This is a genomic window from Pseudomonas sp. A25(2017) (assembly GCF_002001065.1).
Lineage (GTDB): Bacteria > Pseudomonadota > Gammaproteobacteria > Pseudomonadales > Pseudomonadaceae > Aquipseudomonas > Aquipseudomonas kilonensis.
In genome coordinates this window covers 212720-229316 of sequence record NZ_MUOA01000089.1, presented here as the reverse complement: position 1 = coordinate 229316, position 16597 = coordinate 212720, and the positions used below count along the sequence as shown (strand labels likewise).

Below are 16597 nucleotides of genomic sequence, written 5' to 3'. Positions count from 1 at the left end.
ATGATTAGTCCACAAACAAAGTGGCGGGTTGTTCGAGCAGGCCACGCAGGGCCTGGATGAATTGCGCCGCGTCCATGCCGTCGACTACCCGGTGATCGAAGGAGCTGGAGAGGTTCATCATCTTGCGGATCACGATCTGGCCCTTGATCACCACAGGCCGCTCGACGATTTTGTTCACGCCGACAATCGCCACTTCCGGCAGGTTCAGTACCGGCGTGCTGACGATGCCGCCGAGCGCACCGAGGCTGGTCAGGGTGATGGTCGAACCGGACAGCTCATCGCGGCTGGCCTTGCCCGTGCGGGCTGCCGTGGCCAAGCGGGAGATTTCCGTCGCGCTGTCCCACAGGCTACGGGCTTCGGCGTGACGCACCACCGGCACCATCAGGCCAACATCGCTCTGGGTGGCGACGCCCACATGCACCGCACCTGAGCGGTGGATGACCTGGGCTTCGTCGTCGTAGCGGGCGTTCATCTGCGGGAAATCGCGCAGGGCCACGACCAACGCGCGGACCAGGAACGGCAGCAAGGTCAGCTTGCCGCGACTGGCGCCGTGTTTTTCATTCAAGTGAACCCGCAGCTCTTCCAGGGCGGTAACGTCGATTTCCTCGACGTAGCTGAAGTGGGCGGCGCGCTGGGTCGCTTCCTGCATACGCTGGGCGATCTTGCGACGCATGCCGATCACTGGGATCTGCTGCTCGTCGTGGCGCTCGGCATAACCTGAACCGCCCTTGGCCTGGGTCGACGGACCCTGGGCCAGATAAGCCTCGAGGTCTTCGTGCAGGACCCGCCCGGCGGGGCCGCTGCCCTGGACCAGGCGCAACTGAATGCCCAGGTCCAGCGCGTGTTTGCGCACGGCCGGCGACGCCAGTGGACGCTCGTCGGGGTCGCGGGCTACAGGTGCTTGCGGGGCGCAGCGGGGCGCGGCGGTTTTTTCCAGTACCGGCTCAGGTGTCGCCACGGGTGCCGGCTTCGGTGCTTGCGCAGCCGGCGCTGGCGTTGGCGCTTGTTGGGCCGATTCTTTCAGGTTACCCGCACCTTCGACTTCAATGCGGATCAGTTCGCTGCCCACCGCCATGACTTCACCGGGCTCGCCACCCAGGGCGATGACCCGGCCATGCACTGGCGAGGGGATATCCACCATGGCCTTGTCGGTCATGACATCGGCCAGCACCTGGTCTTCGACCACCATGTCGCCGACCTTGACATGCCACACCGACAGTTCAACTTCCGCGATGCCTTCGCCGATGTCCGGCATCTTGATAACGTGCGTGCCCATTCAGACCTCCATGACCCGTTTCAACGCCGCGCCCACACGGGACGGCCCTGGGAAATACGCCCACTCCTGCGCGTGCGGGTAGGGGGTGTCCCAACCGGTGACACGCTCGATAGGCGCTTCCAGGTGGTGGAAGCAGTGTTCTTGCACCAACGACACCAGCTCGGCGCCGAAACCGCAGGTGCGGGTGGCCTCGTGGACCACCACACAACGGCCGGTCTTCTTCACGGATTTGACGATGGTCTCAAGGTCCAGCGGCCAGAGGCTGCGCAGGTCGATGACTTCGGCGTCGATACCGGTCTCTTCGGCAGCCACTTGGGAGACATAGACCGTGGTGCCGTAGGTGAGAACAGTCACGTCCTTGCCCGGACGGGTAATGGCGGCGACGTCCAGCGGCACGGTGTAGTAACCGTCCGGCACCTGCGCCGAGGGGTGTTTCGACCACGGCGTTACCGGGCGGTCGTGGTGGCCGTCGAACGGGCCGTTATACAGGCGCTTGGGTTCGAGGAAGATCACCGGGTCATCGTTTTCGATGGAGGCGATCAGCAAGCCCTTGGCGTCGTAGGGGTTGGACGGCATGACGGTGCGCAGGCCGCAGACCTGGGTGAACATCGCTTCGATGCTCTGGCTGTGGGTCTGGCCACCATAGATGCCGCCGCCGCAGGGCATGCGCAGGGTCATCGGTGCGGTGAACTCGCCGGCCGAGCGATAGCGCAGGCGCGCTGCTTCGGAGATGATCTGGTCCGACGCCGGGTAGACGTAGTCGGCGAACTGGATCTCGGCCACCGGACGCAGGCCGTAGGCGCCCATGCCCACCGCCACGCCGACGATGCCGCTTTCGGAAATCGGTGCGTCGAACACCCGCGAGGTGCCGTACTTGTTCTGCAGGCCTTCGGTACAGCGGAACACACCGCCGAAGTAACCCACGTCCTGGCCGAACACCACGACGTTGTCGTCGCGCTCGAGCATCACGTCCATGGCCGAGCGCAGGGCCTGGATCATGGTCATGGTGGTAGTGGTCATGGCGGTGTCCAACGCAATATTGTTGTTGTGATCGTTCATGTCAGATCCCCAACTGCTGACGCTGGCGCTTCAAGTGCTCCGGCATCTCTTTGTAGACGTCTTCGAACATGGTCGCGGCGCTTGGAATCTGCCCGCCGGCGAGGGTGCCGTACTGCTCGGCTTCCTTCTGCGCGGCGATCACCTCGGCTTCGAGTTCGGCGGTAACTGCCGCATGTTCCTCTTCGGACCACTGGCCGATCTTCACCATGTGCTGCTTGAGGCGCGCAATCGGATCGCCCAGCGGAAAGTGGCTCCAGTCGTCGGCGGGGCGGTACTTCGAAGGGTCGTCCGACGTGGAGTGCGGGCCGGCGCGGTAGGTGACCCATTCGATCAGCGCCGGGCCGAGGTTGCGGCGGGCACGCTCGGCGGCCCAGCGCGAGGCGGCGTAGACCGCCATGAAATCGTTGCCATCCACGCGCAGGGAGGCAATGCCGCAACCGACGCCGCGTCCGGCGAAGGTCGTGGCTTCACCGCCGGCAATGGCCTGGAAGGTGGAGATCGCCCACTGGTTGTTGACCACGTTGAGGATCACCGGCGCCCGGTAGACGTGGGCAAAGGTGAGGGCGGTGTGGAAGTCCGATTCGGCGGTGGCGCCGTCACCGATCCAGGCCGAGGCGATCTTGGTATCGCCCTTGATCGCCGAAGCCATGCCCCAGCCCACGCCTTGGACGAACTGCGTGGCGAGGTTGCCGGAAATGGTGAAGAAACCCGCGTCCTTGACCGAGTACATGATCGGCAACTGGCGGCCCTTGAGCGGATCGCGCTCGTTGGACAGCAGTTGGCAGATCATGCCCACCAGCGGCACCTCGCGGGCCATCAGGATGCTTTGCTGGCGATAGGTGGGGAAGCACATGTCGTCGATATTCAACGCCAGGGCCTGGCCGCTGCCGATGGCTTCTTCGCCGAGGCTTTGCATGTAGAACGACATTTTTTTCTGCCGTTGGGCAACGACCATGCGGTTGTCGTAGATGCGCGTCTTGAGCATGGCGCGCATGCCTTTGCGCAGGATTTCGAGCGGCACGTCTTCGGCCCATGGACCGTGGGCATTGCCCTGGTCATCGAGCACGCGGATCAGGCTGCGAGCCAGGTCGGCGGTGTCGGACGGTTCGACGTCGATGGAAGGTTTGCGCACCGTGCCGGCATCGGACAGATGCAGGTAGGAGAAGTCGGTCTTGCAGCCGGGACGGCCCGAGGGTTCGGGAACGTGCAGGCGCAGTGGTTCATACGCTGGGTTCATGGCTTTCTACGCTCGATCTTGTGAATTTCTTGTAGTGGGCGCGCTAGCTGACGAATTTCCCTGGGTACGGGAAATTGTCCTACAACAATCATAGGCTCGACGAAGAAGAATATTTTTCTCTGTTGGCTTGCTGTTCAGATCATTTGCAGATAAAAAATCTGCACAACGATAAAAAACAGGATTATTTGTCTCATGCGTAAATTGGATCGCACCGACATCGGCATTCTGAACAGCCTTCAGGAAAACGCCCGCATCACCAACGCCGATCTGGCTCGTTCGGTCAACCTGTCGCCGACTCCGTGCTTCAACCGTGTCCGGGCCATGGAGGAGCTGGGAGTGATCCGCGAGCAGGTCACGCTGTTGGATGCCGACCTGCTGGGATTGCACGTCAATGTGTTCATCCATGTCAGCCTGGAGAAGCAGGTGGAAGAGGCGCTGCAGCACTTCGAGGAGGCGATCTCCGATCGGCCGGAGGTGATGGAGTGCTACCTGATGGCTGGCGATCCGGATTACCTGATCCGCGTGCTGGTGCCGACCATCCAGTCGCTGGAGCGGTTCATGATGGATTTTTTGACCAAGGTCCCGGGCGTGGCGAACATCCGCTCCAGCTTTGCCCTCAAGCAGGTGCGCTACAAGACCGCACTGCCGTTGCCGGCCAATGGGTTGACCCTGGGCACCTGACCCCCTGCTCGCGAAGGCGTCGGCACTTCAACATTGATGCCAGCAGACCCAGCGCTATCGCGAGCAAGCTTTGCTCCCACAGTGGACCTGCGTTTGGCCGCGGATTTATTGGCAACCCAAAAACTCTGTGGGAGCAAAGCTTGCTCGCGATGCAGGCGCCTCGGTTTCCCAGGAGACCGCGTCCACTTCATCGCGGGCAAGCCTTGCTCCCACAGGGAAGTGGGCCTTAGAGCAACCGACACTGCATCGAAAACCCCAGCGCCACCGACTGCCCTTGCTCCAGCAAACGCAACCCTGGCCGCCCCGGCAGGTGATGGGCGTTGACCGGATGACTGACCGGTTCGATGCAAAAGAAATCCAGGCCCACGGGGCAATACAGCAGGAAATAGCCGCTGCCACTGGCGCGGCATTCGAGCTCATAACCCAGGTCCGGTTGCTGGATCAGACAGTGCCCGTCCCAGCCGCCGAAACCATTGTCGACGAGGGTATCGGGCAGGGCGCGTATCTCTTGGAAATCCCATTCGACGGGAACTTCGCTCAGCTCGGTCGGCAACTTCGAGGCGTCGCACTTCCAGACTTCGGTTGCCCGGGTTTGCAGGCGAGTACTGGCGGTGCGCGGAAAATACGGGTGCAAACCCAACCCGTGCCACGCGGCCTGTTCGGCCATGTGGGTGACGTGGATGGCGATTTGTAGCTGACCACCGCTCAGACGGATCCGCAGGCTGGCGCGGTAGGCAAAGGGGTATTGGCTGTCGAGTTGCAGCAAGGCTTGCTGGGCACTCTGTTCGACCACCTGCCACGGCTGTTGCCAGGCACTGCCATGGATCGGGAACGGGTCGTTGGGGCTGTTGGCTTCCAGGGCCAGCCAGCCGTCGGGACAGTCGAAACCGCCGTTGGCGATCCGGTTCGACCAGGGGATCAGCGGGAAGCCGCCGAGTTTGCCCGGCAGGCCGTTTTCCACGGCTTGCGGCTCGGGCGGGCGTAGCAGGGGAGCACCGGTGCTGCGCACTGTCCATTCAACGAGACTGGCGCCCAGGTGCGGGGCGAGGGTGAGGCGGGTGAGTTCGTCTTCGAGATGGAGAAGAGGCGGCGTCATGTTGGCCTTGTTCTGCAAGGTTGAAAAAACTGATGTGGGAAAAGCCGGATTCTTGTGTGCGAACCCTGTTGTGGCGAGGGGATGTAGAGAAACGTCGCACCGCACTGTGGGAGCAAAGCTTGCTCGCGATGCAGACTCCTCGGTTCCCAGGGAGACTGCATCATCTTCATCGCGGGCAAGCCTTGCTCCCACAAGGGGTTGTTGTCGTTTGTTCGTTACAACACCAAGTGCGGCAACCACAGCGAAATGGCGGGAATGTAGGTCACGAGCATCAGCACCACGAACAGCATGGCGTAGAACGGCAGCAGCGCCTTGACGGTGCTTTCGATGCTGACCTTGCCGATGGCGGAACCGACGAACAACACCGCGCCCACCGGTGGCGTGATCAACCCGATACCCAGGTTCACCAGCATGATCATGCCGAACTGCACCGGGTCCACGCCGATGCCGACGATCACCGGCATCAGGATAGGTGTCAGGATCAGGATCAATGGCGCCATGTCCATCACGGTACCCAACAGCAGCAACATCACGTTGATGCACATCAGGATCACGTAGCGGTTGTCCGACAGCGTCAGGAATGCGGTGGTGATCTTCGCCGGGATCTCCATCAGCGTCATGATGTAGCCGAAGCTGGCGGCGAAGCCGATCAGGATCATCACGATGGAGATGGTGCGTACCGTACGGTGCATCAGTTTCGGCAACTCACTCCACTTGTAGTCCCTATAGATGCACATGGTCACGAAGAACGCCCACACCACGGCAATGGCGGCCGATTCGGTGGCGGTGAAAACACCCGAGAGAATGCCGCCAAGGATGATGAACAAGGTCATCATGCCCCACATGGCTTCCCGGCAGATCTTCAATGCTTGCTTGAGGGGAATCACTTCGCCCTTGGGGTAATTGCGCTTTTTCGCGAAGACCAGGCACAGCGCCATCAGGCACAGGTTCATCATGATGCCGGGGACGATGCCGGCCATGAACAGCGAACCGATGGAGACGGTGCCGCCAGCGGCGAGCGAATACAGCACCGCGTTGTGGCTGGGCGGTGTCAGCAACGCTTGCACCGAACCACTGACGGTGACAGCGGTGGCGTAATCACGCGGATAGCCTTGGCGCGTCATTTCCGGGATCAGCACCGAGCCGACCGAGGCCGTATCGGCCACCGAGGAACCGGAGATCGCGCCAAAGAAACTCGAAGCCACGAGGTTGACCAAGGACAGGCCACCGCGCACGAACCCCACCAGCACACTGGCGAATGCCACCAGTCGGCGGGACATGCCGCCTTCGGCCATGATCGCACCGGCCAGGACGAAGAACGGAATGGCCAGCAACGAGAATTTGTTCACCCCGCCCGTGACCTGGATCATCATGGCCTGGAACGGAATATCGATCCACCACGCCCCGATCAGGGCGGCAGCGCCCAGCGCGTAGGCGACCGGCATGCCGATCAGGATCAACAACAAAAAACTGCCCAGCAGAATCAGCGCGTCCATTAAGCGGCACCTTCGTTTTCTTCAACAAGGTCGAACTGCACGACCCGACGCTTGCTTTGATCACCCAGCAAGAGTTTTTCCAGGACAAAAATCAGGGTCAGGAAACCACCGACCGGGATCGGCATGTAGGTGATGCCGACGCGCAGGGTGGGGATGGCGCTCATGAATTGATTCCAGGTGGTCATGCACAGCTTGGTGCCCCAGATGGTCATGAAAATGCACACCGCCGCCATCAAGAGCTGGGTGAAAACCGAGGCCAAGGTTTGCCAGTGCGGTGGCAGGCGACTGGTGACCATGTCCACGGCCATGTGCGAGCCGGAGCGGTAACTGGCGGCGGCGCCGATGAAGGTGAACACGATCATCAGCAAAATAGCGGTGGGTTCCGGCCAGCTTGAGCCGGTACCGAGTACGTAGCGGGCAAACACGCCCCAGGGAATCATCAGCGCAACGGCGAGGACAGAGAGGCCGGCCACCCAGATGCAAGTCATGTAGATCGTGTCGTTGATACGCAGCAGCAAATTCTTCATCGGGTTCCACCGTAACCGGGCGCGCCTTTTAACCGCGGGCGCGCCCAGCCTTTTTCATGAGTACAGATTGAGGGACCTTACTTGACGGCTTCGATACGCTTGATCAGGTCCGCATACGGCGCGCCGTATTTGGCCCGGACCGGAGCGGTGGCGTCATAGAAAGGTTTCTTGTCGACGGTGATGAATTCGACGCCGGCGGCCTTGAGTTTTTCCTCACTGGCGGCGGACTTCTTGTCCCACAGATCGCGTTCTTCAGCCTGGGCTGCCTTGGCGGCTTTTTTCACCATGTCCTGCTGTTCTGGCGTGAGCTTGTTCCAGGTGATTTTCGACATCACGATCGGTTCAGGCAGGATCAGGTGGCCGGTCAGGCTGTAGAACTTGGCGTTCTGGTAGTGGTTGTGTTCGAGCAGCGTCGGTGGGTTGTTTTCCGCGCCGTCGATCACGCCGGTCTGCAAGGCACTGAAGATTTCGCCGGTGTCCATCGCGATGCCATTGGCGCCCATGGCGTTCATCATCTCGATGAACATTGGGTTGCCTTGCACGCGGATTTTCATGCCCTTGAGGTCTTCGAGCTTGCGCACCGGTTTCTTGGTGTAGATGTTGCGCGTGCCGCCGTCCATCCAGGCCAGGGCCACCAGGCCAAACTCGGAGTTGGTGATCCGGTCGAGGATCGCATCGCCCACATCACCGTCGATGACGGCGCGCATGTGCGCCTGGTCGCGGAAGATGAATGGCATGTTGAAGACGTTCACGTCCGGCACCACAGGGCCAACGATACCCAGGCTGACCCGGGACATCTGGATCGCGCCGGCTTGCATCTGCTCAATGACTTCTTTTTCAGAGCCCAGCACGCCGCCTGGGAAATACTTGAATTTCAGCTCGCCGTTGCTCTCCTTTTCCAGGGCCTTACCCATGGATTCCTCGGCGACCACGGTCGGGTAGCCCTTGGGGTGGATGTCGGCGATCTTGATGTCCAGGGCGTGTGCCGCCTGGGCCAGGAAGGCCAGGGGCAGGGCGGCGATCAGAAGCGTGCGTTTGAAATTCATGGTCAATCTCCAGTGTTGTTGTTTTTATGTCTATCGATGTGAAGCGGCAAAGCAGATCAGTTCGCGGAGGGTTGCCGTCCTCCGAAAGCAGGTTCGGCCAGACCCTTGACGCCGGGGTTCAGCGCGAACACGCCACCGGCCAGGGACTGCGGATCGTTGTCGTCGCCCGGACGAATCGAGGTCACGAAAAGGGTGTCCAGCTGGCTACCGCCAAAGGCGCACATGGTCGGTTTTTTCACCGGCACTTGCAGCGAACGGTCGAGACGTCCGTCCGGGGTGAAGCGGTGAATCAGCCCAGCATCGTTGGCGCAGATCCAATAGCAACCGTCGGCATCCACGGCAGCGCCGTCCGGGCGACCGGCCAACGGCATCATGTCAACGAACAGCCGCCGGTTGGATGGGGTGCCGCTGTCGACGTCGTAGTCGAAGGCCCAGATCTGCTGGATCAACGGGTGCGAGTCGGAGAGGTACATCGTGCGGCCGTCCGGGCTGAAGCCCAGGCCATTGGGCACGATAAAACCGCTCAGTTGTGCCTCGACCGGGCTGCGTAGCCCGGCCTCATAGCGGTACATCCGGCCTTCGTCAGCATTGGCCCCCATGTTCAGCACCATGCTGCCGGCCCAGAAGCGGCCCTGGCGGTCGCAACGGCCATCGTTGAGGCGCATGTCGGCGCGGCTGTGCTCCACGCTTGCGCACAGTTCGCTGTCCAGGCTGCCGTCGTCATGGGGGTGCAGGCGAAAGAAACCGCTTTCCATGCCTGCTATCCAGCCGCCGTCCTGGTGACGGGCAATGCAGGCGAGCATTTCAGGGGCTTCCCAGCCCTGGATTTTTCCGCTGCTGGCACTCCAGCGTTGCAGGCCACCGGTGGGGATGTTCACCCAGTACAGGGCGTTCTCCTCGGGGACCCACACCGGGCTTTCCCCGACGGCGTTGCGTGCATCGACAATCAATTCGGCTTGCATGGTGATTCCTTTGTGCGTGCGTATCCCATGAAAAACAGCGAATCAGTTGTCGAACGGGCCGGCCGCCACAAAGGCGCCGCCCTGGTAAACCATGGCCGGGTCATCGGCGGCCGGCATGGGCTGCGCTTCGACCTTATCGCGGAAGATTTCCGAGGTGTCCTTGGGCTGATAGCCCAAGTGCGCGGCGTGGCTGTTGTCCCACCAGACGTCGCGGTTGGCGGACATGCCGTAGACCACGGTGTGACCGACCTTTGGCGTGTAGAGCGAGCATTCGATCAGTTGGGTGAGGTCGTCGAAGCTCAGCCAGGTGCTCATCATCCGGCGGTTCTGCGGTTCGGGGAACGACGAGCCGATGCGGATGCTCACGGTCTCGATGCCGTAGCGATCGAAGTAGAAGTTGGCGACATCTTCGCCGTAGGACTTGGACAGGCCGTAGTAGCCATCCGGGCGGCGAGGGCAGAGGGCGTCGATAGTCTGGTCCTGTTTGTAGAAGCCTATGACGTGGTTGGAACTGGCGAAGATCACCCGCTTGACGCCGTGTTTGCGCGCGGCTTCATAGATGTGGAACACGCCGCTGATGTTGGCGCCGAGGATCTCTTCGAACGGACGCTCCACCGAAACACCGCCGAAGTGCAGGATGGCATCGACGCCTTCGACCAGTTGGTGCACGGCCTGCTTGTCCGACAGGTCGCACGGCACCACTTCCTCGCTTTCGTCGATGGCTGGGGCCATGTTGGCGATGTCCGACAGGCGAATCTGGCGAGCGTAAGGCTTGAGGCGCTCGCGCAAGACTTTGCCAAGGCCGCCAGCGGCACCGGTCAATAGGAGGCGATTGAAGGGGTGGCGAATCTGTGTCGTGGTCATGGCATTACCTGAGCAAACAATGAGAGGTACAGTTGTTATAAGTTGTCGTACGACCTGGAGGGAATATCCTTATCCTTCCGCTACCTTGTCAACGTTTGATCGACGAACCGCTCTGGATCGGCGTCCCTGCCGCAGGTTGCCATGGATGCGCTCATGGCAACGGATCCTGGTATTACAGAAGCGAAAGCGGGTAGCTGATGAAGATACGGTTCTCGTCGAATTCGTTGGTGCTGAAGTCGCGACGAATCGATGCGTTACGCCATTTCACGTTGAGGCTCTTGAGCGCGCCGCTCTGCACGGTGTAGGCCAGTTCGGTCTCGCGGCCCCATTCCTTGCCGTCATCAACGGTGGCGGTGTGCACGTTGTCACCGCTGATGTAGCGGTTCATCAGGGTCAGGCCCGGCACGCCGACGGCGGCGAAGTTGAAGTCGTGGCGCAACTGCCAGGATTTTTCCTTGGCGTTGTCATAACTGGAGTTGTAACTGTCGTTCGCCAGGGTGCCGCCGCTGGTGCCGTTGACGCGCATCCAGGCATCGTCACCACCGACTTTCTGCAGGCCGACGTAGAAGGTGTTGCCGCCGTATTTGGCTGAGAGCAGGGCGAACGCGGTTTTGTTGTCCAGGTCGCCGGCCAGCGCGCTGCCGTTTTCCTTGCCGGTGAAGTAGCCGAGGTTGGCGCCCAGGGTCCAGTCGCCGATGGGCTGGCTATGGGTCAGGTTGAAATACTGCTGCTGGTAGATATCGGACAGTTCCGCGTACCACACGCCGACCTGGGTGCGTTTTTCGTTGAAGGCATATTCGCCGCCACCGAAGTTGAAGCGGTCGGAGGTGAACGCGCCGCGGCCGTTCATCGACATGTCTTCCATGCTCGCGTCGTTGCGCGGGCTGTTACCACGGAACTGGCCGCCGTAGAGGCTCAGGCCGTTGATTTCGGTGGAGGTCACCTGGCCGCCGCGGAAGGTTTGCGGCAGGGAGCGGCCGTCGTCGGAACGCAGGATCGGCAGCACCGGCATCCATTCACCGACCTTCAGTTCGGTCTTCGATACCTTGGCCTTGAGGGCGACGCCGAGGCGACCGAAGTCGTCGGCCGGGCGACCATCGTCATGCACCGGCAGCAGTTGTGTACCTGCCGTGCCGCGACCGCCGTCGAGCTTGACCGAGTACATCCCCAGGATGTCCACACCGAAACCGACAGTGCCTTGGGTGAAACCGGACTTGGCGTCGAGGATGAAACTCTGGGTCCATTCCTCGGCTTTGCCCTGGGTGGCGTTGTCGTTGACGAAGTTGCGATTGAAGTAGGCGTTGCGCAGGTTCAGCGTGGCCTTGGCGTCATCGACGAAGCCTGCGGCGCTGGCGGTCGTTGGCAGAAACGCGGCGAGGCTGCTGCAACCGAGCAGGAGCAGCGTGGGGCTGGCATTGAGGAGGGTACGGCGGTTTGGACGGTGGTCAGGCGAAAAACGGACACGTGTGCTCACTATGACGCTCCCTTACTTTTTTGTTGTTTTTATTTGTCATACGTCGTCGTACAACATGAGAGGATTATTTGGAAGCGGCTCCTCGTTGTCAACTGGCCATTATCGGAATTATCCAACTCGGGGGTGCTTCAAAATGAGGCGTTTCAATGGTCGTCACCGATCGAAGTCAAGATCGCAGGCCGTGGCGCCGGGCACATCCGGGGCTTGAGAATAGCGGGGAGGGCGCTTGGTTGTGCGATGACTGGTCTAAGACATTAGTCGAATGTTGGTGATCGGAAGGCTTAAGCGGGCTCTTGTGGCGAGGGAGCTTGCTCCCGCTGGACTGCGTCCGTAGGAGCTGTGTAGGAGCTGTCGAGTGCAACGAGGCTGCGATCTTTCCGTTGCCAATTGAGTCGCGAGTGAAAGATCAAGATCAAAAGATCGCAGGCTTCGCCAGCTCCTACAGCAGCCTAGTGGGGCGGTATGACGATTCGCTAAATTCCCTCGCTACGGGGCCTGTGTTTATCCAGATGTAGGATCGTTCGGGATCGGGCTACGTTGTCTTGCGCCGTTGCCTACAACTGCGCCAGAATCCGCCGGCTTGTGCGCCTTGGGGCCAGGGCTTTATCGTTTCCGGGTCGCTGATTGAATCAGCGATCGGGTTTGGTAGCCCTGGTGTCGGTGCATAGCGTCATCGCTTGCAAGTGCAATCATGCACTTCGCTTTTTGGTGGCCATGCGCAGGGCCTCTTCGGAGGCGCCGGCTCCGATGCCCGGTCTACCAACCTTCGTATGGCCGCCACCCTAATTCGTTTGGTAGCGAGAAGGTGTTGGCTCCCATCTACAGCATCGGAGCTTCATCTATGTTCAAACCAACACCCAACCCACCGGATACAGATCCATCCAGCTCAAAAGCGTTCGACAAAGTCGCCGACCGCATCCTCGACTCCTACCTCAACCCCAAACCCAGCAAACCCGAGGCCGATCCCGGCCAACTGTTCACCGTCGTCAACGGCGTCGACACCGAAACTCTGCTCGCCAACCTCAGCGAAAACCTGGCCTCGGCCAACGCCATGGTCAGTGACCTGGCCTTTGACCTGGAGGGTCCCAGGCGTCACATCGCCCTGGGCATCCAGCAACTGATCGAACTGAGCGCAATGCTGGCGAACCGCGCGCTAGACAACGTCGAAGCGCGCCAGCCGACATAGCGCAAAACCCGCTTTTGTGGCGAGGGAGCAAGCTCCCTCGCCACAAAAGCCTTCCCACAGGGATCCCCAGTGTTTTCAAAGTTGGGTGAATGCTAGTCTTGACCAACGCTGTTGCCAGGGAGCCCTCATGGGCAATCACAAGATCGAGATTCGTCGCAGTAACGTCGAGAAAATCCTGTTGGCCGCCGAGAAGGTCTTTGCCGAGAAAGGCTTCGGCAGCACCGCCATGGCCGACATCGCCGCCGAAGTGCAATTGCCTCGTTCCAACCTGCATTACTACTTCAGCACCAAGAGCGAGCTGTACAGTGCCGTGCTGTTCGACCTGCTGGAGGTCTGGAAACAGGACGCCTTGTGCTTCGAAATGTTCGACGACCCGCGGGTGGTGCTCAGCAGCTACATCCGCGCCAAGATGAACCACTCCCGCAGCCGGCCCTACGGCTCCAAGGTCTGGGCCAACGAAATCATCCACGGCGCCCCGACGCTGGGCCAGGCGCTGGATGCCAGCCTCTATGACTGGGCCAAGATGAAAGAAGCGAAAATCCGCCAGTGGGTGGAGGACAAACGCATCCTCCCGGTGGAGCCTTCAAGCCTGCTCTACATGATCTGGGCCTCGACCCAGCACTACGCCGACTTCGATCACCAGATCAATATTCTCAACGACCACCAGCCGCTGTCGGACATGCAGTTCGAACGGGCGGTGCAGACGGTGACCAGTGTGATTTTGCGGGGGATTGGGTTGGAGCCTTGAGGTTTTGTGGTGAAGCTAATGGCCTCATCGCGAGCAGGCTCGCTCCCACATTGGATTTGTGGCGAACACAATTTTTGTGTTCACAACCGGTCCCCTGTGGGAGCGAGCCTGCTCGCGATGAGGCCAGCCCAGGCACCTCAAGTTTCAAGCAGTGACATGATAGGGATTACGCGGATCATGATTCCAATCCAGAAACGGCTTGCCGGTGTCCACCGTCACCATCTCGATGCAGTCCTGCACCGGGCAGGTGATCTGGCACAGGTTGCAGCCCACGCATTCGTCATCGATCACCTCATACACATGGGTGCCATCCGCCTGCTTGAGGCTGGCGATGGCCTGGTGTGAGGTGTCTTCGCAGGCGATGTGGCAGCGCCCGCAACCGATGCACGCCTCTTGATCGATCTTGGCGATGACCTGGTAGTTGATGTCCAGGTACTTCCAGTCGGTGGTGTTGCCCACGGCGCGGCCGGAGAACGCCTGCAGGTTGGCGTGGCCCTGGCTGTCCATCCAGCGCGACAGGCCGTCCTTCATCTCTTCGACGATGCGAAAACCATGCAGCATCGCCGCCGTGCAAACCTGCACCGCGCCGCTGCCCAGGGCGATGAATTCGGCGGCGTCGCGCCAACTGCCGATGCCGCCGATGCCGCAAATCGGCAAACCTTGGGTCTGCGGGTCGCGGGCGATTTCGGCGACCATGTTCAGCGCGATCGGTTTGACCGCCGAGCCGCAGTAACCGCCATGGGTGCTCTGGCTGCCGACGCTGGGCAGGGCGACCATGCGGTCCAGGTCGACGCTGGTGATGGAGTTGATGGTGTTGATCAACGACACCGCATCCGCACCGCCGCGATGGGCCGCGCGGGCGGCGACGCGGATATCGGTGATGTTCGGCGTGAGCTTGACGATCACCGGCAGCGAGCAATAGGTCTTGCACCAGCGAGTCACTTGCTCGACGTACTCCGGCACCTGGCCGACCGCCGCGCCCATGCCCCGTTCCGGCATGCCGTGGGGGCAGCCGAAGTTCAGTTCGATGCCGTCGGCGCCAGTGGCTTCCACCAGGGGCAGGATGTTCTTCCAGGACTCCTCAACGCAGGGCACCATCAGCGACACGATCAACGCCCGGTCCGGCCAGTCCTTCTTCACCTGGGTGATTTCCCGCAGGTTGATCTCCAGGGAACGGTCGGTGATCAGCTCGATGTTGTTGATGCCCAAGACCTCGCGATTGGCACCGTAGTGGGCCGAATAGCGCGAGGACACGTTCACGGCTGCTGGGTCCTCACCGAGGGTTTTCCAGACCACGCCACCCCAGCCGGCCTCGAAGGCACGGACCACGTTGTAGGCTTTGTCGGTGGGCGGCGCGGAGGCCAGCCAGAACGGATTGGGCGCTTTGATGCCGGCGAAGACAATCGACAGATCGGCCATTTACGCAGCCTCCACGTTGAGCATCAGTTGAGCGTTGATCGCCTCGGCGGCGAGCTTGCCGTGTTGCACGGCCTGCACGGTGAGGTCCTGGTCCAGGCTGGTGCAGTCGCCGCCGGCGTAGACCCCGGGAATGCTGGTGTGCAGGTGTTCGTCCACCAAGATCCGCCCGTCCTGGCGCTTGAGTTCCCGGGCCAGCGGATCCACCAGCGCGTTGTCGTCGAAGGCTTGGCCGATGGCTTTGAAAATGGCGTCGGCGGGCAGGTCGAAGGTGTCGGTGCCGATGACCAGCCGGCCGTTCTCCAGATGCGTGCGAGAGAAGCGCATGCCGCGCACCTGCCCGGCGTCATCGAGCAACACCTGTTGCGGTTGGGCCCAGGTCAGCAGGCGTACCTGATTGGCCTTGGCGATGTCTTGCTCGTGCAAGGTGGCCCCCATGTCTTCAAGGCCGCGACGGTAGACCAGGTTGACGTCCCGGGCGCCGAGGCGAGCCATTTGCACGGCCATGTCGATGGCGGTGTTGCCGGCGCCGACGACGATGCAACGCTCGGCCAGGGGCAACTGGCTGAGGTCGTCGGCCTGGCGCAATTCGCGGATGTATTCGGTGGCGGCCAGCAGCCCTGGCGCTTGTTCGTCACTCAGGCCCAGTTGTTTGCTGGCGGCCAAACCGAGGCCGAGAAACACTGCGTCGAACTGCTGGTGCAGGTCGCTCAGGCTCAGGTTCTCGCCGAGTTTCTGGCCGTGGCGGATTTCGATGCCGCCGATTTCCAACAGGAAGTCCAGCTCACGTTGGGCGTAATCGTCCACCAGTTTGTACTTGGCGATCCCGTATTCGTTGAGGCCGCCAGCTTTCTCCCGGGCTTCGAATATCACCACCTCATGGCCGTGCATTGCGCTGCGATGCGCACACGACAAGCCTGCCGGCCCGGCCCCGACCACGGCGATGCGCTTGCCGGTGGCGGCGGCACGCTGGAAGGGGTGTTCGCTGAAGTGGGCGTTGTCCACCGCGTAGCGCTGCAACGAGCCGATCAATACGGGGGCGCATTCATGGGCGTTGTTGCGCACGCAGGCTTGCTGGCACAGGACCTCGGTGGGGCAGACCCGAGCGCAACTGCCGCCGAGGATGTTGGCCGAAAGAATCTTCTGCGCCGCGCCTTGGACGTTGTCCTGATGGATGTTGCGGATGAACGAGGGAATGTCGATTTCGCTTGGACAGGCGTTCACACACGGCGCGTCGTAGCAGTACAGGCACCGGGACGCTTCCAGGTGGGCCTGGCGCGCGTTGAGTGGCGGTGCCAGGTCGCTGAAGCGGGCGGCGAGGGTGGCCGGGTCTTCCTGGGAATGGGGGAGGTGACTCAAGGGCTGGATCATGGAATGGGCCTCACGGTGTTTGAGGTGCTGCCTCTGGTGGGCAGTGTTTTTTTCGGTGTCCGGGCTGACGCCTTCGCGAGCAGGCTCGCTCCCACACTGGATCTTGGGTGGGCGCGAAATCTGTGTGAGCAGCAGATCCCTGTGGGAGCGAGCCTGCT

At 61.4% G+C, this 16597-nt stretch carries 15 protein-coding genes; 3 read left to right on the top strand and 12 right to left on the bottom strand.

Annotation, left to right across the window (positions count from 1 at the left end; translation table 11 throughout):
- Positions 1-4: 4 nt before the first annotated feature.
- Genes B0E42_RS23485 through B0E42_RS23475 form a run of 3 tightly spaced genes read right to left on the bottom strand, consistent with a single transcriptional unit; the run spans position 5 to position 3572 of the window.
- Positions 5-1276 (bottom strand): dihydrolipoamide acetyltransferase family protein, encoded by a 1272-nt coding sequence (locus tag B0E42_RS23485; protein WP_018605868.1) that lies wholly within the window; start codon positions 1274-1276, stop codon positions 5-7.
- Positions 1277-2335 carry an alpha-ketoacid dehydrogenase subunit beta gene (locus B0E42_RS23480; protein WP_018605866.1) on the bottom strand — a complete coding sequence of 353 codons (1059 nt, stop codon included), beginning with the start codon at positions 2333-2335 and terminating at the stop codon, positions 1277-1279.
- A 1-nt stretch (position 2336) separates the two neighbouring features.
- Entirely contained in the window at positions 2337-3572 is a 1236-nt protein-coding gene (locus tag B0E42_RS23475) for a 3-methyl-2-oxobutanoate dehydrogenase (2-methylpropanoyl-transferring) subunit alpha (RefSeq protein ID WP_018605865.1), read from the bottom strand.
- Between the two features lie 192 nt (positions 3573-3764).
- On the opposite strand from B0E42_RS23475, the gene bkdR reads away from it, so the two are divergent.
- Complete coding sequence (bkdR, locus tag B0E42_RS23470) at positions 3765-4253, top strand: Bkd operon transcriptional regulator BkdR (RefSeq protein WP_003202929.1); 489 nt, start codon at positions 3765-3767, stop codon at positions 4251-4253.
- Positions 4254-4479: 226 nt separating this feature from the next.
- On the opposite strand, the gene B0E42_RS23465 is transcribed toward bkdR, so the two are convergent.
- From B0E42_RS23465 to B0E42_RS23435, 7 genes are all read right to left on the bottom strand, one after another.
- Positions 4480-5349: an aldose 1-epimerase gene (locus B0E42_RS23465; RefSeq protein WP_077507781.1), complete on the bottom strand. Its 870-nt coding sequence runs from the start codon at positions 5347-5349 to the stop codon at positions 4480-4482.
- A gap of 215 nt (positions 5350-5564) precedes the next feature.
- Positions 5565-6845 carry a TRAP transporter large permease gene (locus tag B0E42_RS23460; protein WP_018605859.1) on the bottom strand — a complete coding sequence of 427 codons (1281 nt, stop codon included), beginning with the start codon at positions 6843-6845 and terminating at the stop codon, positions 5565-5567.
- Positions 6845-7372, bottom strand: coding sequence for a TRAP transporter small permease (locus tag B0E42_RS23455; RefSeq protein ID WP_018605857.1), 528 nt, complete (start codon positions 7370-7372; stop codon positions 6845-6847). The genes B0E42_RS23460 and B0E42_RS23455 overlap by 1 nt, the downstream gene beginning before the upstream one ends.
- Before the next feature lie 77 nt (positions 7373-7449).
- Positions 7450-8418, bottom strand: coding sequence for a TRAP transporter substrate-binding protein (locus B0E42_RS23450; RefSeq protein WP_077507721.1), 969 nt, complete (start codon positions 8416-8418; stop codon positions 7450-7452).
- Positions 8419-8474: 56 nt separating this feature from the next.
- Positions 8475-9380, bottom strand: coding sequence for an SMP-30/gluconolactonase/LRE family protein (locus B0E42_RS23445; RefSeq protein WP_077507719.1), 906 nt, complete (start codon positions 9378-9380; stop codon positions 8475-8477).
- Between the two features lie 42 nt (positions 9381-9422).
- Positions 9423-10244 (bottom strand): NAD(P)-dependent oxidoreductase, encoded by an 822-nt coding sequence (locus B0E42_RS23440; protein ID WP_077507717.1) that lies wholly within the window; start codon positions 10242-10244, stop codon positions 9423-9425.
- A 172-nt stretch (positions 10245-10416) separates the two neighbouring features.
- Positions 10417-11646 carry an OprD family porin gene (locus B0E42_RS23435; protein WP_371915904.1) on the bottom strand — a complete coding sequence of 410 codons (1230 nt, stop codon included), beginning with the start codon at positions 11644-11646 and terminating at the stop codon, positions 10417-10419.
- A gap of 913 nt (positions 11647-12559) precedes the next feature.
- Between B0E42_RS23435 and B0E42_RS23430 the strand changes: the two genes are divergently transcribed.
- On the top strand, positions 12560-12904 hold the full coding sequence (locus B0E42_RS23430; RefSeq protein WP_077507713.1) for a DUF6124 family protein: 345 nt from the start codon (positions 12560-12562) through the stop codon (positions 12902-12904).
- A gap of 127 nt (positions 12905-13031) precedes the next feature.
- A complete protein-coding gene (locus B0E42_RS23425; RefSeq protein ID WP_003202912.1) occupies positions 13032-13652 on the top strand; it encodes a TetR/AcrR family transcriptional regulator in 621 nt (206 codons plus the stop codon).
- Between the two features lie 144 nt (positions 13653-13796).
- Here B0E42_RS23425 and preA read toward each other — a convergent pair whose 3' ends face one another.
- Complete coding sequence (gene preA, locus B0E42_RS23420) at positions 13797-15071, bottom strand: NAD-dependent dihydropyrimidine dehydrogenase subunit PreA (RefSeq protein WP_077507711.1); 1275 nt, start codon at positions 15069-15071, stop codon at positions 13797-13799.
- Positions 15072-16439, bottom strand: a complete 1368-nt coding sequence (locus B0E42_RS23415; protein ID WP_077507709.1) for an NAD(P)-dependent oxidoreductase — start codon at positions 16437-16439, stop codon at positions 15072-15074.
- Positions 16440-16597: the final 158 nt, after the last annotated feature.

Coding starts and splice junctions, on each gene's coding strand:
- B0E42_RS23440 (WP_077507717.1), bottom strand. CDS start 10,244: ATGACCACGACACAGATTCGCCACCCCTTCAATCGCCTCCTATTGACC.
- B0E42_RS23465 (WP_077507781.1), bottom strand. CDS start 5,349: ATGACGCCGCCTCTTCTCCATCTCGAAGACGAACTCACCCGCCTCACC.
- B0E42_RS23485 (WP_018605868.1), bottom strand. CDS start 1,276: ATGGGCACGCACGTTATCAAGATGCCGGACATCGGCGAAGGCATCGCG.
- B0E42_RS23455 (WP_018605857.1), bottom strand. CDS start 7,372: ATGAAGAATTTGCTGCTGCGTATCAACGACACGATCTACATGACTTGC.
- B0E42_RS23475 (WP_018605865.1), bottom strand. CDS start 3,572: ATGAACCCAGCGTATGAACCACTGCGCCTGCACGTTCCCGAACCCTCG.
- B0E42_RS23460 (WP_018605859.1), bottom strand. CDS start 6,845: ATGGACGCGCTGATTCTGCTGGGCAGTTTTTTGTTGTTGATCCTGATC.
- B0E42_RS23445 (WP_077507719.1), bottom strand. CDS start 9,380: ATGCAAGCCGAATTGATTGTCGATGCACGCAACGCCGTCGGGGAAAGC.
- B0E42_RS23415 (WP_077507709.1), bottom strand. CDS start 16,439: ATGATCCAGCCCTTGAGTCACCTCCCCCATTCCCAGGAAGACCCGGCC.
- B0E42_RS23425 (WP_003202912.1), top strand. CDS start 13,032: ATGGGCAATCACAAGATCGAGATTCGTCGCAGTAACGTCGAGAAAATC.
- preA (WP_077507711.1), bottom strand. CDS start 15,071: ATGGCCGATCTGTCGATTGTCTTCGCCGGCATCAAAGCGCCCAATCCG.
- B0E42_RS23480 (WP_018605866.1), bottom strand. CDS start 2,335: ATGAACGATCACAACAACAATATTGCGTTGGACACCGCCATGACCACT.
- B0E42_RS23450 (WP_077507721.1), bottom strand. CDS start 8,418: ATGAATTTCAAACGCACGCTTCTGATCGCCGCCCTGCCCCTGGCCTTC.
- B0E42_RS23430 (WP_077507713.1), top strand. CDS start 12,560: ATGTTCAAACCAACACCCAACCCACCGGATACAGATCCATCCAGCTCA.
- bkdR (WP_003202929.1), top strand. CDS start 3,765: ATGCGTAAATTGGATCGCACCGACATCGGCATTCTGAACAGCCTTCAG.